This is a genomic window from Chitinophaga sp. YR627 (assembly GCF_900114995.1).
Lineage (GTDB): Bacteria > Bacteroidota > Bacteroidia > Chitinophagales > Chitinophagaceae > Chitinophaga.
In genome coordinates, this window is sequence record NZ_FOUX01000004.1 from 785,307 (window position 1) to 808,460 (window position 23,154).

Sequence of the window (23,154 nt, forward strand, 5' to 3'; positions counted from 1 at the left end):
AAGAGTCGGCAAACCTCCCACAATCATCCTTTCGATCGGACCATTTGTCAAAAAGCGGTAAGGCCGCATGGGATGTTTTAGCTATATTTAAAAACTAAACCTGTTTATTTTATGAAGAGCACTTACGCTTTGCAACTTCCATTACTGGCAGCTGTCACGCTTATGGCAGCCTGTAATGGCGGCAACACCACCAAACAAACGCAGGATACAGCAGCTGTAGCAGCAGCAGACACGACCAAAGTCCCCGCTTTCGAAGTAAGTTCCATTGATTCAAGCGCTAAACCATGCGATGATTTCGACCAGTATGTAAACGGCAACTGGAAGAAAAACAACCCCATCCCCTCCACAGAAAGTCGTTGGGGCGCATTTAACGTACTTGATAAGGAAAACAAGGAAGTACGTCTGAAAGGCATTATTCTGTCACTTGCAGATCAGAAAGATCTCAAAAAAGGTACTGAAGAGCAGCAGATCTCTGATTTCTACCGCTCATTCCTGGACACTGCCACTATCGAGAAACTGGCCGTTACGCCATTACAGCCTTATCTCGATAAGATTAATAGTATCCAGACACTGGCAGATTTTTCCAAAGTTTCAGGCGAACTCGAAGCAATCGGCTTACCGGGTGTGATCAACTTCGCGGTTGAAGCAGACGCCCGTAACAGTAAAATGAATGCCCTGTACCAGGGTCAGGATGGTCTGAGCCTTGGCGAGAAAAGCTATTACGAAAGACCAGACGCCAGCACGAAAGAAGTGCGCGACGAATTCGTAAAGCACGTAGACAAACAATTTGCAACCGCTGGTTTTAAAGAAGTGGAGCCGGGTAAAACCATCCTCGATTTTGAAACCAAAGTAGCTAAGTTACAGCTCTCCAATGTGGAGCTGCGCGATCCGGTGGCAACCTACAACAAAGCAGCCTACAGCGACTTAAAGAAACTGGCGCCTGATTACGACTGGGACGCGTTCACCAATGCACAGGGTATAAAATCTGATACCCTGATCATCCAGAACAAAGCATACGTATCCAAAGTATCAGCGCTGCTGAAAACAACTGCTCCGGAAACACTCAAAACATGGCTGCGCTGGCAGGTATTGTCTCATTTCGCCGGCTTCCTGAACAAACAGCTGGATGATGAGAACTTCCACTTCTTCGCAACCGTTATGCGTGGTACCAAACAACAGCGTCCACGCCTGGAACGCGCTATCCGTGCCACAGATGGTATCATGGGTATGCCGCTGGGTAAAGTATTCGCTAAGAAATATTTCCCGGAAAGCTCCAAACAGAAAGTATCTGAAATGATCGAGAATGTACGCGCCGTATATGGCGAACGTATTGACAGCCTGATCTGGATGAGTGCCACTACAAAAGAGATGGCGCACAAAAAGCTGGCTTCCTTTACCTACAAGATCGGTTATCCTGACAAATGGAAAGACTACTCCAGCATCGATATCAAACCAGGCGCCCTGGTAGAAAATATCGTTGCTGCAGCACAGTATGATCATAAGGAAGCCCTCAACAAGATTGGTAAACCAGTAGACAAAAGCGAGTGGGGTATGACACCACAGACTGTAAATGCCTACTATAATCCACTCAATAACGAGGTAGTATTCCCTGCAGGTATCCTCCAGCCACCATTCTTCAATGCCAACGCAGACGATGCGATCAACTATGGTGGTATCATTGCGGTGATCGGGCACGAATTCACCCACGGTTTTGATGACCAGGGTTCTCAGTTCGATGCAGAAGGTAACCTGAAAAACTGGTGGACAGACGCTGACCGTAAGAATTTCATGGCACTGGCTAAACGTTATATTAACTATTTCAGTGGTATTGAGGTACAAAAAGGCTTCTTTATCAATGGCGCCCTGACCATCGGTGAAAATATCGCTGACCTGGGTGGACTGACACTGGCTTACAATGCCCTGGAAAAATCCCTGAAGGGCAAACCGGAACCAGCATTGATCGACGGTTTTAGCTGGAAACAGCGTTTCTTCCTGGGCTGGGCACAGGTATGGCATGCAAATACCACAGATGCAGCCCTGCGTAACCAGATCCAGACCGATCCTCACTCACCGGCAAGAGACCGTATCAATGGTCCGCTTCCTCACCTGAAAGCATTTGCGGATGCATGGGGTTGCACACCAGGTAGTAAAATGGTACTGTCTGACGATAAAAAGGTGGTTATCTGGTAATTATAATCACTTCATAATATCAGAAAGGGTCCGCCATACGGCGGACCCTTTTTTGTTTTTCTATCCTGATAAATTGACATAAACCGGTCATCATTCTCCGGGATTTGTACAATGCATTCTATTCATTATGCCTTAAATTTGTGCATTATTCACCGGAATTAATCTTTGAACCAATGACCGGCCTGTTAAAACAATACCGCACAGAAATTCGTAATATATTCATTATCGCCCTGCTGGCGTTAATCGCACCTTATTTACCCAAGCTGTCAGCGTTCCTGCTGACCACGGCAACCGGGTCCATTATTACTTTGAGCCTGGCAGGCACCCTGGTACTTGCCTTTACGCTTAAGATATACTTCCGCATATTAGTGATGCGTATCAACAAAGACAACGAGGCTGCTGCCTGATTCCTTTAACCGCTAACAATATGACGATGAAGCAATTACTGAATATATCCTGCACACTGCTGCTCGTAGCTCTCATGACTGCCTGCGGCAACTCCGGTACACAACACACCGGTGGTACTGATTCTGTCACTACACAACCTGCGGAACATGCTCCGGCTGAAAATGCAGTTGTTGCCGGTAAACTGCCGGACCCTGTGTGTGGCATGCCTTATGATACCATGTACAAGGAGTGGAGTGTATATAAAACTGATACCTTACATTTCTGTTCTCCCACCTGTAAACGTGTATTTGAGAAGAATCCGGAGAAATACGCAGCTAAGTTGGGATTATAATGTAACTAAGTAAGACTTTTTGCGTTCTAATTACAAACTCCTATGCATGAGATCACTATTAACCAGCTTGCTGCTACTCATGTTATTTTGCAGCTGCGAGAAAAATGACATAGAGGCTACCCCCTCAATAGATATTACCGGATCCTGGCAGTTATCCCAGCAGTTATCCATGCCTGATACTGCCTGGCAGACAATAGGACCGAAAGATTCTGCGTATTATATATTTGGCCGTAACGGACAATTCGTATTTGACGCTAAAACATACCACCTCAGTGGCACTTATAAAGTAATTCCCGCCGGCAGAAAGATCAACCTGATCATCACCGGCAAGGATTCTGTTAACCAATACCTCCAGGTAGAACGGTTGACAGATACCACCATCAGGATAGATGACTGGCTGATAGGCGTTACAAAGGAACAGATCAGCCGCCAGTTCATCCTCATCAATAAATAATCATTCATAAGCGATAAAGACATAAAAAAGTCCCGGGATAATTCCCGGGACGTTCGATTAAAACAGCTTATGAAAATCTACGCTTACGTTCAAATTATATTGTAAAATTACCCGCCCTGTATTACTGCATTGTTACGCCTACATTATCTGCGTATTAACAATTGACCCAGGCAGAATATCTCGTTAAGGATTAAGGATTAATAGTTAAAAATTCCCGCAATAATTACCCTGCTTACTGCTCTCAGGTACTACCGCTGATCTATATCTGATAATTCATCTTCCTACATGATAAGCATATATACCTAACAGATGTATTGTCAATAACGTAGTTTGTCTGGCAATTATCCATCTACATAAGGACCCCCTCATATTCTCCTTCTACATCATTTCCACTGCCCGCATTAAGCCCCTTTCCGGCCCCGGTAATAAACAGTCTGTTATCTTACTCCAGGAGGCTGCTTCAGCCCAATTCTCAATTTCCTGATTCTTCTCAGGTCTGGCGCATAAAAAAAGCCGGACCATGTACGATCCGGCTCTTTTTATGCGCTATATCTTTTAGAATGAGTATCTCAGACCAAGCTGCATCTGGTGTCTGCTACCAAAGAAGTCTCTGGAATAAGGAGTACCAGGATTAGACCACTCATATACTGGATAAGCAGTAGGAGAGCCTGCAGTTTTCTGTGACAGACCTACACTCGCAGTTGAGTTGAAGGTGTTAGGAGAGAAGTATTGGATACCCCAGTCCTTGTTCAGCAGGTTTGTCAGGTTGATGATATCATAAGTCAGTGTCAGCGTGTGAGTGGATTTACCGGCTTTGAAGTTGAAATCCTGTGAGAAACGGAAATCAGCCTGTGTATTCCATGGTGTACGACCACCGTTACGTTCTGTGAACTGACCTTTACGGCTGCTCAGGTATTTATCACCCTCTACGTAAGCGAAGAACGCATCAGCCATTGCCTGGTTAGCAGGAGTGAAGAACTGACGTGCTTCTGCCTGATCTTTTGGAATGTACGCCAGACTAACCTGCTGCGGTGTACCCTGGATAGTTGCATTCACGAAACCATAAGAGAATGGCAGACCGGAAGAGGTGTTAAAGAACAGGGCGAAGTTAGACACAAAACGACCCTTGTGATTCCAGTCCATTTTGTAGTTAGCAGTTGCTACGATACGGTGACGGATATCAAAGTTAGAGTAAGCCAGGTGTGGATCGTTAGGATTCAGTGCCTGGTTCAGCTGCCAGTTAGACTCCATGGAGTTACGGATACCGTTGGTGATATCTTTAGACTGACCATAAGTATACGCTAAGCTGAAGTTAAAACCGAAATCAAACGCTTTGCTTGCCTGACCAGTTACAGCATAACGGTAACCTTTCTTTGTATTGGACAACAGGTAAGCGTTGGTGAATTTAGAGTTGATCTTGGTACCGCTGTAGATAGGCTGTTGCTTATCGGTATCATAGATATTGTATGTAGGATTATCTACCAGGTTCACCTGCTGGAATTTCAGATCGTAGATCGTCTTGGTATAGATACCTTCGATAGTGAATCTCCATCTGTTCTTAGTAGAGTAGTCCAGTGCAGCGCTGCTTCTCCACATCTGCGGCATCTTGAAGTTGTTGTCGATCAGATCCACCTGAGTAGCACCTGTTGCATCGTGTACATCAACACCCTGTGCTGTTACAAACTGTGCAGCGCCCTGGTCAGATACTTTTACAGGATTGCTGCCTGCTACAGGAGGAGCTGCTGCTGTAAAGCGTTTGTCATATGCACCATAGGTAGTACCGTTGTTGTAATAAGCATAACCTAACCATGCAAACGGAATACGACCGGTAAACAGACCTGTTCCACCACGCAGTACCAGGCTCTGGTCACCTTTGATGTCGTAGTTAAAGCCCAGACGAGGGGAGATCTGAATATTGTTCAGGTATTTGTTGTTGATATCTTTTGGCTTCGTGTAGCTATAGGTAGTACCGAAGTTAGGATCTACAGGAGCATTGGTTGTCTTGTCACTCAGGCTCTGTCTGTTAGGCAGATTCGTGTAATCAAAACGGAGACCTGGAGTCAGTTTGAAACGATCAGTGATCTGGATCTCATCCTGTCCATACAGACTGTACATACCGATCTTAAACTGAGCTGGCGGATTCGCCATGATATAATCACGGGAGTTATTAGCGTAGTTAAAGTTAGCACGTACACGGCTTGGAGCGTCATTCAGGAAGTCATTGATACTTTCGTAGTCAACACGACCATTCCAGGAGTTCACAAAACCGTAAGTGATGTTGTACAGCTCATTGTGTGTACCAATCGTGATGTTGTGTTTACCCTTGAAGATATTCACGTTATCAGTGAATTCGAAGGTCTTCTGCTTCATGTTAAAGATAGACGCCTCACGGTCTGTACCCAGGAAAATGGTACCACCTCTTGATTTGATCTGAATCTGTGCCAAAGAAGGATCAGAAGTTGGATCACGGTAATCGTGCACTGTAGAGTAACCAACGATCAGACTGTTAGAAACGGAGTTGTTAAAACGGCTTTTCACCTCCAGTACAGTTGAAGACTGATTGTTTACCTGTTTGAAGTCGATACCGCTGAAACGGAAGTTCTGCTGATCACGCTCCAGGTTGGTAGCTTCTGAAGTAATGGTATTGTTACGCAGGGACAACTGGTGTTTATCATTGATATTCCAGTCTAAGCGGTTAAAATACTTATTGGAATTTGAATAGATAGAAGTGTTGCCATAAGTTCCCGGATCGTATTTACCTGTTTTGGTTACATCCAGATCCAGCATATGTTGACGGATCTGCTCAGCTTCCTGTACAGTGATCAGCGGCATATCTGCAGATCCCGCACCCAGGATCACCGGGTCACGGCGACGTGCGATCTCTTCGTTGGTGAAGAAGAATAATTTATCCTTGATAATAGGGAAACCTAATCTGATACCAGTCTGGTAGTCATGGAAGCTGGAAGGCAGTTTGGAACCATCACCGGCATTGTTCTTACCGATCAGGTCAGCATTACGGCCAAAACCATATACGGAACCATGGAACTCATTGGTACCGCTACGGGTTACAGCGTTGATACTACCACCCAGGAAGTTACCGATCTTCACATCATATGGCGCCAGATATACCTGGATATCCTGGATCGCATCCAGTGATACCGGGTTAGAACGGGTGCTGCTACCAGGCTGTCCGGAGCTATTGCTCTGACCACCCATAGAAGGGCTAAATCCGATCGCATCGTTATTGATCGCACCATCCAGTGTAACGTTATTGTAACGGTAGTTGGTACCCAGGAAAGAGTTGTTGTTACTCTGTGGAGTAGCACGGGTGAAATCCTGGAAACTACGGTTGATGGATGGCAGGGTCTTTAACTGGTTCTGACCAATTTTGAAAGCACCACCTTTCTGTGTAGTGTTACCTTTTACGACTACTTCGCTCAGCGCTGTAGAAGCATCGGTCAACTGGAAGTTGAAAGTAGAGCTACCCAGGGAAAGATTGATTCCCGGAGCTTCTTCAGTTTTAAAACCTATATAGGAAACGGTGATTGTGTATGGACCACCTGGGTTAACGTTGTTGATAAGGTAACGGCCGTCTGGCTGTGTCTGTGTACCGTAACGGGTACCTGTAGAAGTGTTGACTGCCAGTATTGTAACCCCTGGCAGGGCCTCTCCTTTACTGCTCACTATTTTCCCGGTGATCTGGGAAGTGGTGATCTGAGCTCTTAAGCCGGCAGCCGACAGTACAAGGATACTCACAAATAACAATAATGAATAGAATTGCTTATTCACGTCTTTTCAATTTTGACGCAAACGTATCCCCGCTACATTACGCATATGTTAACACAATATTAAATTAATGTTAACACACAGACGTACGTATCACTCTCAATAACTTATATGTTAAGTTTTGAGCTATGTGAGCAAAATATTCTGTTGGGCCTGTTTAATTTCTTACTTATTCCCGGACATAGACATAGGTAAAATGACAGGAGAAGCAGATAGAAAATTATTCATACAAGCTTGTTATAGGCAACAATAAGGGTGTTTATAGTAATAGGTTTCCTTATATGTTCGCATGTTTCCAAAAATATATAGCGTGTGTTAAGGGAGTGTTACCCTAATATTAACTTTGATAATTTCTAATGTTAAGTTTTTCCAGGATGTAACTTTCACAGCCGGCTGACCGCTTTAACGTAAAATTCCCCTACATGAAACTAATCTCTAAAGCCTTATTGCTGTGTAGCATAGTATGTTCCGTGCTGTGTATGACTGCCTGTACTAAAAATAACGCCCAGGATGAACCCCAGCCCGTTTGTCCGGCGCCGCCTGGTATTGCGGGTATCTGGGAACTGGATGCCTTTCTTCCATTTCTGGACTCGACAAGACAGTGGCATGGTGTAATGGACGAAGACAAGATATTTTACACGTTCAGAGAGGATGGCACCTTCTCTATGGAAAGACCTGCATTTAATTTTCGCGAGGAGGGCACCTACAAATTCGAATATGTTGCAGCCGGTGATAGCAGTTATCAGACGGGGCACAAACTGGTACTGTCCTCGCCCGATGTTGTCACCGAATTCAAAATTGAATCGCTGTCAGCAGATACTTTCCGTCTGGACTGGTGGTTCTTATGGTGTGCGACAGGCTATAGCAGTAGCCGTTATAAGAGACTTATTACCTCTTCGGCTAACTAAAGTCCTTCTTCCCTTTTACCATGCTTTGATGTTTTAATAATCTGCCCTGTGGTCAAAGACAGGGCAGTTTCATGTTTAGGCTCCGCTATTACAAAAAGACTGTTAATCCTGCTGACAGCATCCAGCCGTGAAAGTTTGTTCGTAATAAACAACTCATACTCCTCCAGATCAGCTACCATTACCTTGAGCAGATAATCGTACGGACCATTGATCTTATAACACTCCATCACCTCCGGAAAGGTATTGATCTTAGCCTCAAACTGCTGGAAGATATCATGCCCATGCTCTTTAAGTGTAATATTTGCAAAAGCTGTTACCTGTTTTCCCATGCGCTTTTTATCCAGGATAGCTACATAGCCCTTGATATAACCTTCACATTCAAGCCGTTTCACACGTTCAAATATGGAGGTTACTGATTTTCCCAGTCTGGCGGCTATCTCCTTGTTGGTAAGACGCGCGTCTTCCTGTAACAGGTCCAGTATGTGCAGGTCGGTTTCATCTAACGTGAAATGCATTGGGGAATATTTTACTAAAATTACGCAGATTCAGCCGCTGTACCTGAAAAAAAATCATGATTAACAACTCATTATAGATTTGTTTTCGCCTTCTTCCCGCTTCTGTATTTCTAGTTACAATAATGATGACCTTTATCCCGACGCCAACTTTGTCATACACCAAAACTAATCTCTTCAATGGAAACACGAATTGTAATTCCTCTTCAGGCATTATGCCTGGAGGATATCCCTATCGTAGGTGGTAAGTGCGCCTCACTTGGAGAAATGATTGCCAACCTCACCAAAGCAGGTATTAACATTCCCTCCGGCTTCGCTATCACCACTACAGCCTATTATCAGTTTCTGCGTCAGAGTGGTCTGGAAGATTATATCCAGGAACAGATCGCTGGTATTGATTTCACCTCACTGGTAACCCTGAGACGCGCGGGACAACGTATCCGCCAGGCAATCAGTAATACCAAATTCCCACATGAGCTCAGCGCCGAGATCATCAGCGCCTACATGGAACTCTCCAGAGAATATGGTCAGGACATCACAGACGTAGCGGTCCGTTCTTCCGCTACTGCAGAAGACCTTCCGGACGCCTCTTTTGCTGGACAGCAGGAAACCTACCTGAATGTCAGAGGACCGGCTGCACTGATCGATGCAGTACGTAACTGCTTCGCTTCTCTCTTCACCGACAGGGCTATCAGCTACCGTCAAAACTTCGGATATGACCATTTCAGTATAGGCCTATCCGTTTGTATACAAAAGATGGTCCGCTCAGACCTTGGTGCAGCAGGCGTGGCATTTTCACTGGATACAGAATCCGGTTTCAAAGATGTCGTTGTCATCAACGGGGCCTTCGGTCTCGGAGAAATGGTCGTACAGGGAGCCATATCTCCTGATGAATTCATCGTATTCAAACCTGCGCTCAACGGTCATCACGCACCGATCATTGAAAAGCGCCTGGGTATGAAAGATAAGATGATGGTATATGGTGAAAGTAATGACCAGCGCACCAAGATCATCCCACTCGATAAAGCTAGTCAGCAAAGATTCTCTCTACGCGATAATCAGATCCTGCAACTTTCCGAATGGGTATGCAAAATAGAAGAATACTATTCGCAGCTCAAAGGAAAATGGTGTCCGATGGATATAGAATGGGCCTTAGATGGGCTCAGCAACGAATTATTCATCGTACAGGCCCGCCCCGAAACCATTCACTCACAGAAAGAACATCACACGATCACCTCCTATAGTATGGAACAAAAAGCGACACCGCTTTTAAAAGGAATCGCTGTAGGAGATAAGATCGCATCCGGAAAAGTCAATATCCTCTTCTCCCTGGACAAACGTATTACCGAAGGTTCCGAATTCAAACCCGGCGACGTACTCGTTACTGATATGACAGATCCCGACTGGGAGCCTATCATGAAAATGGCGGCAGCTATTGTGACCAATAAAGGCGGACGTACCTGTCATGCTGCTATTGTAGCCCGGGAAATGGGTATTCCTGCCATCGTAGGATGTGGTAATGCCACTGAGCTGCTCAGTTCCGGTCAGGATATTACGATCAGCTGTGCTGAAGGAGATGAAGGTATCATCTATGAAGGCATTGTGCCCTTCAAAGAAACCTCGCTTGATCTGCGGGAACTGCCAGAGATCAGTACTTCACTGATGCTGAATGTCGCCTCTCCTTCAATGGCATTTCAATATTCGCATTTGCCCAACAAGGGCGTCGGACTCGCCAGGGAAGAATTCATCATCAACAATTATATTAAAATACACCCGCTTGCATTATTGCATCATAAAGAACTGCATGATGCGGCACTGACCGCTGAGATCACACAACTGATCAGAGGTTATGAAAATGAAGAAGCCTACTTCGTACAAAAGCTGGCCTATGGCATTGCAAAGATTGCCGCTGCATTTCATCCGGGAAAAGTGATCGTGCGTTTCTCTGATTTCAAGAGCAACGAATACTACAACCTGCTGGGTGGAAAATATTTCGAACCGGAAGAAGAGAATCCGATGATCGGCTGGAGAGGCGCGTCCAGGTATTATTCTGAGAAGTATAGCGCAGCCTTTGCACTTGAATGCAAAGCCATCAAAAAGGTAAGGGAAGAAATGGGGCTGGAGAATGTAGTCGTCATGATCCCTTTCTGCAGAACAGTGGAAGAATTGCTGAAAGTACTGGATACCATGAAGCAATACGGTCTTGAGAGAGGAGAAAATGGTCTTGAAGTCTATCTGATGGCGGAAATACCTTCTAATATCATCATGGCAGAAGAATTTGCCGCACATATTGATGGTTTTTCCATCGGGTCCAATGACCTGACGCAACTGACATTAGGACTTGACCGCGACTCTTCACTGATTGCGAATCTTTATAATGAACGTAATCCGGCGGTGCTGAGAATGATAAGTATGTTGATCAATACAGCTAAGAAGCAACACGTGAAAGTAGGCATCTGCGGACAAGGACCTTCTGACTTCCCGGACTTCACAAAGTTCCTCGTAGAACAGGGCATTGACAGTATTTCTGTCACCCCGGATGCTTTGACCAAAACGGTGAAAGCGATCCATGAAGCAGAAACGGTCTTACACCTTAAAGAACAGGTCCCTTATTGACAATATATAAAGAAAACAGCGGAGCTTATTGCGTCCGCTGTTTTTAACTTTATCGTGCCGCAACCAGTTTATGGTACGTACACAAGAAATTTAGAGGTCATATCACCCAAAAAAAGGGAGTATCAAATGATATTCCCTTTCTATTTTTAAACAGTTATCTTATGGCAACTATTAGTATTTAGTAGACTCAGCAGACCAGTTAGTCCAGCCTTTAGTCCAGTCAGTAGTAGCATCAAATGCACCACGGTAAGTTACATTTGTGAAACCCAGACCTTCTGGAATAACACCACCATTTACTGCAGGAGAAGTAGCTTTCAGCAGGAAGCTAGGAGTACCAGCAGATGCACCGACACCAGCAGAGAACAAGTTTGGATTATCCAGCAGGATATCTTCAGCTTTAGTTACAACAGTTGTGTTGGTAGCTGTCCACCATGTAGTCCATGCAGCAGCATCCAGTGCGCTCCACTCGCTTTTAGAAACAGTTACAGCACCAGCGATGATGTTGTTTTTGAATACCAGTGAACCTTCAGAAGCGTTCTGAGAAGTTTTGTGGCTGGCAACTTTAGAATCGTCGATATATACACCGATTGGGAAACCTACGATTACTGAGTTGATCAGACTCATAGAAGAGTTACGACGAATCTGAGCACCGTGCTGGAAGTTAGCGTTGATACCGGAAGTAGAGTTACCTGCTACGATTGGACCAACGATAGTCATGTTAGAGAAGTATGCTTTAGTCTGTGGAGTGTTTACAGAACCGTTTGCATCATTATCTGATTCGAAACCGTTAGAACCGGATACGTCAGCGATAGCTTTGTAACGGTGAGCCAGACCGAACTGAATTTTACCGGAGAAACCGTTATCAGTATCGAAGTCATCATCCCATGTGTAAGTAGCAACCAGGTGATCACAGTTTACAGAACCACCAAACCATTCGAACGCATCGTCACCGGAACGGTAAACCTGTACGTAAGAGATTTTAGTACCGCTACCAACGCCGCCCATAGTCAGACCGTTGATTTCGTTATCCGGAGAATAAGCGATACCAGCGAACTCGATACGTACATATTTCAGTACACCAGAGTTATCAGCATCATCAGTACCACCGTAGTAGATATAATCTTTGTCGTTACCACCTGCAGTTGGAACCAGACCACCTTCGATCTTAGCCTCACCACCAGCAGCATTTACTTTACCTTTACCCAGGATGATCACACCACCCCAGTCACCCTGTGAACGAGCATTAACTGCCTGAGAAGAAGTGAAGATAATTGGCTTTTCAGCAGTACCTTCTGCCATGATCTTACCACCACGTGTAACTACCAGGGTACCTTTGTCTGCTTTATCACCCATGATAACAGTACCAGGCTGGATAGTCAGGGTAACACCACTTTTAACATATACGAAACCGTCGAGTAAATATTTTTTGTCAGCAGTCAGCGTCTGGTTAGCGCTGATATCACCTTTCAGAACTACCACATCGTCACCACTTGTAGGCGGAGGCGTCACATTGTTATCTTTATCATCAGAGCAGGAAGACAAAACGCCCAATGACAATGCTGTGGCGAATAATAAAAAATACCTTTTCATGGAATGTTTCAATTGTTTAGATTTCAAAAATATACCCGCACTATGATGTGTATGTTACGGATATGTTACGGTTATATTAAGACTTTATATTATTTAGACAGATGGAAGCTGTAAGTCAGAGAGATAGTTGAACCCGGACGGTACTGCTGTAAAACGTAGTCTTCACCGGAGTTGATAGTTCCTCTCTTATATACAGGATTATCGAACTTGTTGTTACCGTTCTGGTCATAGTAGAAGCGGTATTTCGCGTTCAGGATATCTTTCACATTCAGACGGAAGCTGCTGCGTTTGCTGATGTTCATGTTAGCCTGGAAGTCAAGCAGGTTACGCGGACTTTCGAAGATGTTACCCAGTTTACCGGAACCATCAGCTCCACCACCTTCACCTACCAGATACAGCCGCTGACCAATTCTGTTGTACAACAGATTAAAGCTCAGTTTATCATTTGGCAGTGTATAAGAAAGGCTGGTGTTGATCACGTAGTTAGACTGACCAGACAGTGGTCTTTCTTTCGCATTTACGATAGAGTTGTCATCCACTACAGATTTGATGTAAGCAACGTTTGCATAGAAAGTCGTGTTTTTCAACACGCTGCTTTCGCCCAGGAAACTCAGCTTCTTACGCAGTTCCACTTCCACACCGATGTTATATGCACTTGGATAGTTGTAAGGAGTTACGTCATACTGGCTCAGACCAGAAGAAGTTACTCTGCTTTCAATCGGGTTTTTGAAGTGTTTGTAGAATACAGATCCGGAGAAGATCTCACCTGCATTAGGGAACAGTTCGTAACGGATATCTGCGTTGTCGATCTGGCTACGTAACAGTCTTGGGTTACCATTGATCAGGGATGACATTTCGTAGTCATAGTAAGATAATGGAGCCAGCTCACGCAGTTCAGGTCTCGCCACTGTTCTGTAGTAAGAACCACGCAGATTTGATTTTTCGCTCAGTGAATAAGTCAGGTTAGCAGAAGGCAGTACATCGATCCAGCTATGATCAACTTTCACAGTCGGGTTGTCGATTGGCGCTTTCAGATTCAGGCTGAAAGATTCTACTCTCACACCCCATACCAGGCGGAATTTGTCAGACAGTCTGTTATCCAGCTGTGCATAACCAGCACCGGTAGTAGTAGTGGCTCTGTATTCATCAACAGAAGAGGTGATATCGTCCAATGTGTAGTAACCGTTATCAATAGCATCATTACCAAACAGAGAGGAAATAGGACGCTGTGCGATTTCTGTATTACCATCTTTCAGCGGATCCAGTTTCAGACCCAGATAACGAGCATAGAAATCTCTGCTACGGTACTGGAACAGCCCCCCCACTTTCAGTGTGCTCTTGTTGTTCAGGAAACGGAAAGGATGTGAATAGTTTGCGCTTGCGATGTAGATATTTTCATCCAGGTTAGAGAACAGACGGTTGTTTGCTTTACCTACAGTACCAACATCCGCAGTCATTATCGCCGTTTCATCACCCAGGTTTTTACCGTAAGATACCTTACGTTGGTCAGGCTGATTGTTGGTTACTTTATTGTAAGAGAGCAACCAGTTGATTTTGCTCTGACCCTGACCTACCTGGTGTTCTCCTTCCAGTGCAGTTTTGAACAGGGATTTCTGTACCAGGTCAAAAGCGTAGTAGTTGATGTATTTGTTGCTTCCCAGGTTATCGCCTTCACGATACAGGAAGTTGTCGTCGAAGATCTTGTTGTACAGGTTCTTCCATACAAACTTGCTCTTTCCTGATGAGTAACCGAAGTTCAGTACTGCACCCAGGTTAGAAGAGTATTTATAAACGTTATCAATGTAATCGAAGTTGTCATAACGACGCAGTACATCTCGTTGAACAGTTTCCTGGTGGTTGTAGGTAACTGCAGCGATCATACCAAGGCTACCATCTTTTTTGGTATTCCAGTGATTACCCAGGGTAGCTTGCAAATTCACAGCAGGTAAACCATTTTTCTCTTTAATACTGAAATCGTTATTTAAAGATTTAATGGCTGTTTTCTGCTGATCCATCGTCAGCTGATTATTTACAATAGAAGTAGTGGTAGGGAAAGAAGAAGGCAGTTGACGTCCACCATCAAAACCCAGGAAGTCAGTGCTGCTTTTATAACCAGATTTGAATGATTTAAAAGTAGAAGCAGTATTAAAACCTGTACCTACAGAGATATCGAAGAAATGCTGGTCTGGAATTTCCTTGGTTTGTACGTTGATCACACCACCTGCGAAATCACCTGGCAGTTCAGGAGTAGCAGATTTTGTGATGGTGATATTATCGATCATGTTAGAAGGGATAATATCGAAAGAGAAGGCTTTACGGTTAGGTTCTGTACTTGGGAGTACAGCGTTATCAACCAATGCAGTGTTATAACGGTCGCTCAGACCACGTACGATTACGAATTTGTTATCCTGAATAGTAGTACCACTCACACGTTTCAATACTTCACCGGTACTACGGTCAGGAGATTTCTTGATCACATCACCAGAGATACCATCAGATACTGCCGCATTGTTTTTCTGTGCGGTATACAGTGCGTTAATGGTTTCCTGTTTAAAGGACCCTCTGATCACCACTTCCTGCAGTTCTTTGGATTTAGGTTCATCCATAATGATAGGAAGCTGGGTAGGAGCACCAGCCTTCACGATAACCTCGCTAACGGCTTTGGTCTGGTAACCCATATATTTAAACTCCAGGGTGTAAGTACCAGGAGCGATGTTTAAAGTATAACGGCCTTCGACGTCAGTAACCGCACCCGTAGATGTACCTTGTACAATTACGGTTACCCCGATAAGGGCTTCACCGGTTTTCTGATCGGTTACTTTACCTGTAACTTTACCATTATCAATGGCAAAGGCTGAAAGGAAGGAACTCAAAAGGAGGCACACACATAACAGTGCAGACGCAAGAGAATGTTTCACGATATAAGCTGATTCAGTGACTTGATTGAATTACTGACGCAAAACTATCACGGGCGTGTTACCGCAGTGTTACAGCAAGGTTACGAGAATGTTAATTGTTAAGGAATAATTAAAAAATAGTTAACACATTCAGGAGAGTGTAGGCGCATAGGATAGATAATAAGGTATAATCAGGATAGGGATATGGTAATGCTAGAACATTGGTCAGCAGGCTATTTGCTGCGGTCCCTGATGATTATTATTCAATAATCTTTCCAGTGTAATGTCCAGTTGTGCGCTGTACTCTGAATTGAATTTCATACTGTCATTCAGGGTAGAGATCAGCTGAAACAGGTGCATACTTTTATTGGTAAAAGGTTTGTTATCCTTATTACAAAGCTCCAGGGTAAAATTGAATTTGTCTTCCAGTTCCTCTTCGAATTCACGCAGACTCAATGTTTCATCGATTGGAAATTCGATCAGCATCTGCTCAGGGAAACCGGCTTCCTGCAGGGTATCAAATGCGTTAGCCGGGGAGTTACGCATATATACGGCTATATTACAGGCGAGCAGTCGCTGAAACTGCATCTGTAATAGGGAGACTGTCATTAAAGGATGTAACTTCAATACTTTCATCTTACTATATGTGTTAGCATTACCAGTCGGTCACTTAACGTTTGGACTATTAAAGAATAATGCAAACTTAGTGGGCCTGTATTAAGTGAATATTAAGCAGTTGTTATTATATCATAAATAAATGTTAAATAACAACTACTTATATATGTCTTATTGTTGCGGGAAGCTGATGACCTTGGAAATATCCTCCCAGGGCATGGCTGAGCCATCTTCTTCCTCTTCTGGTAATACAACGCGCGCTTTTGACACGGGATACTGATAGAGGCTCCACTGACCATTGGTATATTCCAGCGAGGTGAGACTTTCCACCCAGTCACCGGAATTCAGATAGGTCACGCTCTTACCATTGTGCTGCATATCCTTGATAATCGGCTGGTGTATATGCCCGCAGCATACCACATCAAATCCCTTATCAACGGCAATCTCAGCTACTACCTGTTCAAAATCTGAAATAAACTTAACAGCTTGTTTCACACCATGTTTCACCTTCTTGGAAAAGCTCATCTTTTCCTTGCCCATTCTCTCTAAGATATTATTAACCAATCTGTTGATGATAATCAGCAGATCATAGCCCTTTCCACCCAGTTTAGCCAGCCATTTTGAGTTTTTCATGGTCACGTCGTATACGTCTCCATGGAAAAACCAATGTTTTTTCCCATCTACCTCCAGAATCAGTTTATTATCAATGGTCAGGTTACCCAGTCCAAAACCGGCAAATTTGCGTAATGCCTCATCATGATTTCCTGTCAGATAGTATACTTCAGTCCCTTTTCCGGTCATTTTCAGGATGCGGCGGATCACTTTGGTATGGGCTTTAGGGAAATAACGCTTGCTAAATTGCCAGATATCAATGATATCTCCATTCAGTACCAATATCTTAGGATCGATACTGTCCAGGTACTGGACTAATTCTTTCGCGTGGCAGCCGTAGATGCCAAGATGAACATCAGATATGACTACAATATCAAGAGGGCGCTTATCAGACATTTTTTTTAAGAATTGAACCGAAGAAACCGGACAGTTGTTAGGTTTAGTTTATAATATAGTATAGTTCGCTTAAAAGCACTGCCATTGCGGGTTAACCCCACAATCACGCAGTCTTTTTTTACAATACAAAGAAAAAATTGCTATATTACTTTTATATTAATCCAGTGTTAAGGAATCATTAAGGATAATTTTTTCTTGGCGGTATTGCCCGCGGAAAGCTATTTTTGCGCCAAATTTTCAAACAAAGAGTATGGGAGGCTTCAATTCCTTTGTAAAGTTATTTATACCGAAAGACAGGGTTTTCTATTCATTATTTGAAGACGTTGCGGCTAATCTGGTAGAAATGGGTAAAGTGCTCGTAGAGCTGGTATCCTCCACAGATATGGCTGTACGTAAAGACAAAACCCATCTTATTGAGCGACTGGAGCACAAAAACGATGATTTCACCCATCGTATTTTTGTTGAACTGGGACAGAACTTCATTACTCCTTTTGACCGCGAAGATATTCACCATCTGGCAGCAACGCTGGACGATGTGGCTGACTACATTCATGGATCTGCAAAAAGGCTGGACCTGTATAAAGTGCACGAAATCAATGATAGTGTACGTAAACTGGCAGATCTGATCTATCAGGGTACCCTGGAACTGCATAAAGCGATCCCGGAACTGCGTACCATGTCTAACATGCGTAATATTACGGACGCATGCGTAAGGATCAACAGTCTGGAGAACCACGCAGATGACATCTACGACATGGCCATCGCTGATCTCTTTGAAAAAGAATCTAATAATGCAGGAGAACTGCTGAAAATGCGTGAACTGTATCAGGCATTGGAAATCGCGACCGACAAATGTGAGGATTGCGCCAATGTGATAGAGTCGATCATAATAAAATATGCATAATCAATTGGTTATACATATTCAGCCAGCTTCTTTAATGCAAATTTCATTCTAATGACCTTACTTGTCACGATCATCATTCTGGCGTTTATTTTCGACTATATAAACGGTTTTCATGATGCGGCTAACTCAATTGCGACCATAGTATCGACAAAAGTACTGACGCCCTTCCAGGCCGTACTTTGGGCAGCAGTTTTCAACTTTGCAGCCTTCTTTATCTCCAAATATGTTTATGGCGAGTTCAAGGTAGGTAACACTATCGCGAAATCTGTATTTGAGCAGTTTATTACACTGAAAGTTATCTTGTGTGGCCTGATCGCTGCGATCGTTTGGAACCTGCTGACCTGGTGGTATGGTATACCTTCCAGCTCTTCCCACACACTGATCGGCGGTTTTGTCGGCGCTGCCGTTGCAGCCGCGCACGGTTCTTTTGCGGTGATCAACTACGCCAAAGTAATGCCGATCATCTACTTTATCGCCCTGGCGCCATTCATAGGTATGGCCGTTGCCTTCATAATTACCATTATAATTATGAACGTATGCCGCAGGGCAAACCCGTATAGGGCGGAGAACTGGTTCAAACGTCTGCAGCTGGTTTCTTCCGGTGCATTGAGCCTTGCCCATGGTGGTAACGACGCGCAGAAAGTAATGGGTATCATCGCAGCTGCCCTGGTAGCACATGGTACTATTGATAATATAGCCGACGTTCCGAACTGGGTACCATTATCCTGTTTTATCGCAATCGGTCTGGGTACCATGAGTGGTGGCTGGAAGATCGTTAAAACCATGGGGTCCCGTATCACCAAGGTAACACCACTGGAAGGTGTGGCTGCGGAAACTGCGGGTGCAGTAACGCTTTATCTCACAGAATCACTGGGTATTCCTGTAAGTACCACCCACACTATTACCGGTTCTATTATCGGGGTGGGTGCTACGAAACGCCTCTCTGCGGTACGCTGGGGTGTAACAGTAAGCCTCCTCTGGGCATGGATACTGACCATTCCTATCAGTGCACTACTGGCTGCTGTTGTATACTTTATAGCAGACCTCTTTATCTAAACAAAGCGCTCATACGCAATATAATCAGCCCTCCGGCATCCTCATCCTGTGATGAAATGGCCGGAGGGCTTTCTCTTTATACCCTTTCCTTTTTTAGTTTTTCCTTTTTTTTATCGCGGAGGCCCCTATTTTTGTAGGGCTTTTTGAAAGACCTAGTTCAATTATTCATTATTATAATAAATGCTATGAAAGGTATCATACTGGCCGGAGGCTCCGGAACTCGTCTGCACCCCATTACCTATGCCATCAGCAAGCAAATCATGCCGGTATATGATAAACCAATGATTTACTATCCACTATCGACACTGATGCTCGCGGGTATAAGAGAGATCCTTATTATTTCCACCCCCCATGATCTGCCAGCCTTTCAGCGTCTCTTCGGAGATGGTTCCCAGCTGGGCCTGCGTCTTGAATATGCGGAACAGCCTCAACCTAACGGACTGGCACAGGCATTTGTCATCGGCCGTGAATTCATCGGTAAGGATAATGTAGCCCTCGTACTGGGTGATAATATATTCTATGGCGCTGGTCTTGGTACCCAGCTGGCCAATAACGTCACTCCTGATGGCGGTATCGTCTATGCTTACCAGGTCTCCGATCCGGAACGTTATGGCGTAGTAGAGTTCAATGATAAAATGCAGGCCGTTTCCATAGAGGAAAAACCGCAACAGCCAAAGAGTAGTTACGCGGTTCCTGGTCTTTATTTCTATGATAATGAAGTGATCGAAATCGCCGCTAACCTGGAACCCAGTCCACGTGGTGAGTATGAGATCACAGATGTTAATAAAGAATACCTGCAGCGCGGTAAACTAAAAGTGTCCATTCTTCCACGTGGCACCGCCTGGCTCGATACCGGTACCTTCGACTCCATGATGCAGGCTTCTCAGTTTGTACAGGTAATAGAACAACGTCAGGGTATTAAAATAGCCTGTATCGAAGAAATCGCCTACAGACAGGGATTCATCTCCCTTGAGCAGCTGCAGGCACTCGCTAAACCATTGCTGAAAAGCGGTTATGGCCAGTACCTGGAGAAAATTATTGAACATAAACTCTGATAATCGGAGATGGGCTACGAATTATCGATCTGGAAACGTACATTCGTAACATAGCATTCAATTCACTATTTGTGTTTCATCATTGGGCATATTTTCAGACATCTGATTGTACTTAATCCTGAAAAAAATAAATAAAATCAAGACATATGAAGGTTCTAGTTACCGGTGGTTGTGGATATATAGGCTCTCACACTATCGTAGATCTGATTAACAATGGCTTTGACGTAGTATCGGTAGACAGTAACATACGCAGCACCACTCAGCTGCTGGATGGCGTAGAAAAAATCACAGGCAAAAAAATCCGCAACTACAAGGTAGATCTTTGCAACCTGGAAGACACACACGCAGTATTTCACGAAAACAGGGACATCGTTGGAGTAATCCACTTCGCAGCACTGAAAACGGTGCCCGAATCTGTAGCTGATCCGTTATTTTATTTCCACAACAACCTCGCATCGCTGGTGAACATCCTGAAATGCGTGAAAGAGTTTAACATTCCCAACCTGGTTTTCTCCTCCTCCTGCTCCGTTTATGGCAATGCCACTGAACTGCCGGTTGTAGAAACCTCTCCGCTGCTGGAAGCGCAATCTCCATATGCGCGCACCAAACAGATGGGCGAACAGATGATCCGGGATTATAGTAAGGTGAATGACACCCAGTCCATCCTGCTGCGTTATTTTAATCCGGTAGGTGCTCACCCGTCCGGCCTGATAGGAGAATTACCGATCGGTCGTCCTGATAACCTGGTTCCGTTTATCACCCAGACTGCCATCGGGAAATTACCTAAACTGACCGTATTCGGCCACGACTACGATACACGCGATGGTTCCTGCATCCGTGACTACATCCACGTAATGGATATCGCCAATGCCCATACAAAAGCCCTGCAATACCTCCTGGCTAAAAAGAACAAGGATAATTGCGAGGTTTTCAACCTTGGTACCGGTAACGGTGTTACCGTTCTGGAAGCAATCAAGGCATTTGAAAAAATATCAGGTGTAAAACTGAACTACGAACTGGGACCCCGCCGTCCAGGTGACGTTATCGCCATCTATGCCAATAATACCAAAGCCAAGGAAGAACTCGGCTGGGTAGCCAGCACTGGCATCGAAGATATGATGCGCACCGCATGGCAATGGGAAGTTGCCTTAAGGGACCGGGTACTTAGCAATTAAAAAGTTTATTTCTTACATTTATGACTCAATTCTTAATAAAAGGCTATGGTAAAAGATATTAAACCGTTAAATGAGAAAGAGACACGCGCAGGCTTTGGAGAAGGTATATTGGAAGCTGGGCGTAAAAATCCGAATGTAGTAGCACTGACCGCCGACCTGTTGGGTTCGATGAAACTGAATGCCTTTATTAAGGAGTTTCCTGACCGCTTTGTACAGGTTGGTATCGCAGAAGCAAATATGATCGGTATTGCTGCCGGTATGACCATCGGTGGTAAGATCCCTTATACAACCACATTCGCTAACTTTTCTACAGGCCGTGTATACGACCAGATCCGTCAGTCAGTTGCCTATTCCAACAAGAACGTAAAGATCTGTGCATCCCACGCTGGTCTGACCCTCGGTGAAGATGGTGCTACCCACCAGATTCTCGAAGATATCGGTATGATGAAAATGCTGCCAGGTATGACTGTGATCGTTCCATGCGATTTCAACCAGACCAAAGCTGCAACCATCGCTATCGCTGACTATGAAGGTCCGGTTTACCTGCGCTTCGGTCGTCCAAAATGGCCAAACTTCACGCCGGAAGATCAGCAATTCGAAGTAGGTAAAGCCCAGGTACTGCACGAAGGAACAGATATCACCCTGTTTGCATGCGGTCACATGGTATGGTTATCTGTCGAAGCTGGTAAGATCCTGGAAGAAAAAGGCTACAGCGTTGAAATCATCAACATACATACTATTAAACCACTGGATGAAGAAGCAGTACTGCGTTCTATCCAGAAAACCGGTTGTGCCGTAACATCCGAAGAACACAACGTACTGGGTGGCCTCGGTGACAGCATCGCACAGGTAGCTGCACGTCACAATCCAATTCCTATCGAATACGTAGGTACTAACGATACTTTTGGTGAAAGTGGTAAACCACTGGATCTGCTGAAAAAATACGGTCTGGATACAGAGCATATCGTTGCTGCTGCTGAAAGAGCAATCGCAAGAAAGAAGAAATAATCTGTTTCGGATTAAACTTTATGTAAAAAAAGCCATCATAATGATGGTTTTTTTTATTTAAACCATTTAACCTAAGAATGAGCATACCTCAGGATGATAAGGCATTATTGGCAATATACCGTGACCCTGCCACAAGGGAAAAGGGCTTCACGTATATCATCCAGAAATACCAGGAACGCCTTTACTGGCATATCAGACGACTGGTACTCGACCATGATGACGCCAATGATGTATTGCAGAATGTATTTGTAAAAGTCTGGAAAAACCTGGAAGGGTTCCGCGAAGATGCACAACTTTATACCTGGCTATACAAGATAGCCACGAATGAATGCCTCACCTTCCTGGAGAAACAAAAGAAAAATAACTCAGTTTCACTGTCAGATGTAGAAACTGGTCTTAGTAATACGCTGAAAGCAGATGCCCAGTTCGACCCTAATAAACTGGAATGGAAACTGCAAAAGGCGATTCTGGGACTGCCTGAAAAACAAAGGATTGTATTCAATCTGAGGTATTATGATGAAATGCCCTATGAAGAAATGAGCCGTGTCCTCGACACCTCAGAAGGCGCACTCAAAGCATCCTACCATCACGCCGTAAAAAAGATCGAAGAGTTCATTCGAAATAGCTGAAAATGCGACATC

Annotated in this window: 18 protein-coding genes; 12 read left to right on the forward strand and 6 right to left on the reverse strand. The window is 44.4% G+C overall.

Features of this window, described 5'->3' with window-relative positions; genetic code table 11:
* Positions 1 to 111: 111 nt before the first annotated feature.
* The 4 genes from BMZ72_RS23720 to BMZ72_RS23735 all read left to right on the forward strand — a co-directional run bounded on the left by BMZ72_RS23720 (position 112) and on the right by BMZ72_RS23735 (position 3,383).
* Positions 112 to 2,190, forward strand: a complete 2,079-nt coding sequence (locus BMZ72_RS23720) for a M13 family metallopeptidase (RefSeq protein ID WP_089812179.1) — start codon at positions 112 to 114, stop codon at positions 2,188 to 2,190.
* A gap of 173 nt (positions 2,191 to 2,363) precedes the next feature.
* Positions 2,364 to 2,597 carry a hypothetical protein gene (locus BMZ72_RS23725; RefSeq protein ID WP_089812180.1) on the forward strand — a complete coding sequence of 78 codons (234 nt, stop codon included), beginning with the start codon at positions 2,364 to 2,366 and terminating at the stop codon, positions 2,595 to 2,597.
* Between the two features lie 26 nt (positions 2,598 to 2,623).
* Positions 2,624 to 2,929 carry a YHS domain-containing protein gene (locus BMZ72_RS36405; RefSeq protein WP_218155275.1) on the forward strand — a complete coding sequence of 102 codons (306 nt, stop codon included), beginning with the start codon at positions 2,624 to 2,626 and terminating at the stop codon, positions 2,927 to 2,929.
* A gap of 46 nt (positions 2,930 to 2,975) precedes the next feature.
* Entirely contained in the window at positions 2,976 to 3,383 is a 408-nt protein-coding gene (locus BMZ72_RS23735; RefSeq protein ID WP_143087772.1) for a hypothetical protein, read from the forward strand.
* 555 nt (positions 3,384 to 3,938) lie between these two features.
* On the opposite strand, the gene BMZ72_RS23740 is transcribed toward BMZ72_RS23735, so the two are convergent.
* Positions 3,939 to 7,172 carry a TonB-dependent receptor gene (locus BMZ72_RS23740; RefSeq protein WP_089812182.1) on the reverse strand — a complete coding sequence of 1,078 codons (3,234 nt, stop codon included), beginning with the start codon at positions 7,170 to 7,172 and terminating at the stop codon, positions 3,939 to 3,941.
* Positions 7,173 to 7,591: 419 nt separating this feature from the next.
* Between BMZ72_RS23740 and BMZ72_RS23745 the strand changes: the two genes are divergently transcribed.
* Complete coding sequence (locus BMZ72_RS23745; protein WP_143087773.1) at positions 7,592 to 8,077, forward strand: hypothetical protein; 486 nt, start codon at positions 7,592 to 7,594, stop codon at positions 8,075 to 8,077.
* Here the strand turns inward: BMZ72_RS23745 and BMZ72_RS23750 are convergent.
* Positions 8,074 to 8,592 (reverse strand): Lrp/AsnC family transcriptional regulator, encoded by a 519-nt coding sequence (locus tag BMZ72_RS23750; protein ID WP_089812184.1) that lies wholly within the window; start codon positions 8,590 to 8,592, stop codon positions 8,074 to 8,076. The two genes, BMZ72_RS23745 and BMZ72_RS23750, sit on opposite strands and share 4 nt — an antisense overlap.
* A 177-nt stretch (positions 8,593 to 8,769) precedes the next feature.
* Here BMZ72_RS23750 and ppsA point away from each other — a divergent pair, with 177 nt between their 5' ends.
* Complete coding sequence (gene ppsA / locus BMZ72_RS23755) at positions 8,770 to 11,205, forward strand: phosphoenolpyruvate synthase (RefSeq protein WP_089812185.1); 2,436 nt, start codon at positions 8,770 to 8,772, stop codon at positions 11,203 to 11,205.
* A gap of 171 nt (positions 11,206 to 11,376) precedes the next feature.
* On the opposite strand, the gene BMZ72_RS23760 is transcribed toward ppsA, so the two are convergent.
* The 4 genes from BMZ72_RS23760 to BMZ72_RS23775 all read right to left on the reverse strand — a co-directional run bounded on the left by BMZ72_RS23760 (position 11,377) and on the right by BMZ72_RS23775 (position 17,315).
* A complete protein-coding gene (locus tag BMZ72_RS23760; protein ID WP_089812186.1) occupies positions 11,377 to 12,795 on the reverse strand; it encodes a hypothetical protein in 1,419 nt (472 codons plus the stop codon).
* Between the two features lie 89 nt (positions 12,796 to 12,884).
* Positions 12,885 to 15,713: a TonB-dependent receptor gene (locus tag BMZ72_RS23765; protein WP_089812187.1), complete on the reverse strand. Its 2,829-nt coding sequence runs from the start codon at positions 15,711 to 15,713 to the stop codon at positions 12,885 to 12,887.
* A 204-nt stretch (positions 15,714 to 15,917) separates the two neighbouring features.
* Positions 15,918 to 16,328 carry a hypothetical protein gene (locus BMZ72_RS23770; RefSeq protein ID WP_089812188.1) on the reverse strand — a complete coding sequence of 137 codons (411 nt, stop codon included), beginning with the start codon at positions 16,326 to 16,328 and terminating at the stop codon, positions 15,918 to 15,920.
* Between the two features lie 150 nt (positions 16,329 to 16,478).
* Entirely contained in the window at positions 16,479 to 17,315 is an 837-nt protein-coding gene (locus tag BMZ72_RS23775; RefSeq protein WP_089812189.1) for a UDP-2,3-diacylglucosamine diphosphatase, read from the reverse strand.
* Positions 17,316 to 17,565: 250 nt separating this feature from the next.
* Here BMZ72_RS23775 and BMZ72_RS23780 point away from each other — a divergent pair, with 250 nt between their 5' ends.
* From BMZ72_RS23780 to BMZ72_RS23805, 6 genes are all read left to right on the forward strand, one after another.
* On the forward strand, positions 17,566 to 18,219 hold the full coding sequence (locus tag BMZ72_RS23780; protein ID WP_012787856.1) for a DUF47 domain-containing protein: 654 nt from the start codon (positions 17,566 to 17,568) through the stop codon (positions 18,217 to 18,219).
* A 51-nt stretch (positions 18,220 to 18,270) separates the two neighbouring features.
* Positions 18,271 to 19,275, forward strand: coding sequence for an inorganic phosphate transporter (locus tag BMZ72_RS23785; RefSeq protein ID WP_089812190.1), 1,005 nt, complete (start codon positions 18,271 to 18,273; stop codon positions 19,273 to 19,275).
* Positions 19,276 to 19,460: 185 nt separating this feature from the next.
* Positions 19,461 to 20,330: a glucose-1-phosphate thymidylyltransferase RfbA gene (gene rfbA, locus BMZ72_RS23790; protein ID WP_089812191.1), complete on the forward strand. Its 870-nt coding sequence runs from the start codon at positions 19,461 to 19,463 to the stop codon at positions 20,328 to 20,330.
* 146 nt (positions 20,331 to 20,476) lie between these two features.
* Positions 20,477 to 21,505 carry a UDP-glucose 4-epimerase GalE gene (galE, locus tag BMZ72_RS23795; RefSeq protein WP_012787859.1) on the forward strand — a complete coding sequence of 343 codons (1,029 nt, stop codon included), beginning with the start codon at positions 20,477 to 20,479 and terminating at the stop codon, positions 21,503 to 21,505.
* Positions 21,506 to 21,550: 45 nt separating this feature from the next.
* The gene (locus tag BMZ72_RS23800; RefSeq protein ID WP_089812192.1) at positions 21,551 to 22,513 is read left to right on the forward strand and encodes a transketolase family protein; all 963 of its coding nucleotides are present in this window, start codon (positions 21,551 to 21,553) and stop codon (positions 22,511 to 22,513) included.
* A gap of 77 nt (positions 22,514 to 22,590) precedes the next feature.
* Positions 22,591 to 23,142: an RNA polymerase sigma factor gene (locus BMZ72_RS23805; protein ID WP_012787861.1), complete on the forward strand. Its 552-nt coding sequence runs from the start codon at positions 22,591 to 22,593 to the stop codon at positions 23,140 to 23,142.
* Positions 23,143 to 23,154 lie beyond the last annotated feature (12 nt).

Excerpts from the sequence above, each read along its gene's own strand:
- ppsA (WP_089812185.1), top strand. The coding sequence starts at position 8,770 with ATGGAAACACGAATTGTAATTCCTCTTCAGGCATTATGCCTGGAGGAT.
- BMZ72_RS23750 (WP_089812184.1), bottom strand. The coding sequence starts at position 8,592 with ATGCATTTCACGTTAGATGAAACCGACCTGCACATACTGGACCTGTTA.
- BMZ72_RS23780 (WP_012787856.1), top strand. The coding sequence starts at position 17,566 with ATGGGAGGCTTCAATTCCTTTGTAAAGTTATTTATACCGAAAGACAGG.
- BMZ72_RS23720 (WP_089812179.1), top strand. The coding sequence starts at position 112 with ATGAAGAGCACTTACGCTTTGCAACTTCCATTACTGGCAGCTGTCACG.
- rfbA (WP_089812191.1), top strand. The coding sequence starts at position 19,461 with ATGAAAGGTATCATACTGGCCGGAGGCTCCGGAACTCGTCTGCACCCC.
- BMZ72_RS23770 (WP_089812188.1), bottom strand. The coding sequence starts at position 16,328 with ATGAAAGTATTGAAGTTACATCCTTTAATGACAGTCTCCCTATTACAG.
- BMZ72_RS36405 (WP_218155275.1), top strand. The coding sequence starts at position 2,624 with ATGAAGCAATTACTGAATATATCCTGCACACTGCTGCTCGTAGCTCTC.
- BMZ72_RS23785 (WP_089812190.1), top strand. The coding sequence starts at position 18,271 with ATGACCTTACTTGTCACGATCATCATTCTGGCGTTTATTTTCGACTAT.
- BMZ72_RS23800 (WP_089812192.1), top strand. The coding sequence starts at position 21,551 with ATGGTAAAAGATATTAAACCGTTAAATGAGAAAGAGACACGCGCAGGC.
- BMZ72_RS23760 (WP_089812186.1), bottom strand. The coding sequence starts at position 12,795 with ATGAAAAGGTATTTTTTATTATTCGCCACAGCATTGTCATTGGGCGTT.
- BMZ72_RS23775 (WP_089812189.1), bottom strand. The coding sequence starts at position 17,315 with ATGTCTGATAAGCGCCCTCTTGATATTGTAGTCATATCTGATGTTCAT.
- BMZ72_RS23725 (WP_089812180.1), top strand. The coding sequence starts at position 2,364 with ATGACCGGCCTGTTAAAACAATACCGCACAGAAATTCGTAATATATTC.
- BMZ72_RS23745 (WP_143087773.1), top strand. The coding sequence starts at position 7,592 with ATGAAACTAATCTCTAAAGCCTTATTGCTGTGTAGCATAGTATGTTCC.
- BMZ72_RS23805 (WP_012787861.1), top strand. The coding sequence starts at position 22,591 with ATGAGCATACCTCAGGATGATAAGGCATTATTGGCAATATACCGTGAC.
- BMZ72_RS23735 (WP_143087772.1), top strand. The coding sequence starts at position 2,976 with ATGAGATCACTATTAACCAGCTTGCTGCTACTCATGTTATTTTGCAGC.
- galE (WP_012787859.1), top strand. The coding sequence starts at position 20,477 with ATGAAGGTTCTAGTTACCGGTGGTTGTGGATATATAGGCTCTCACACT.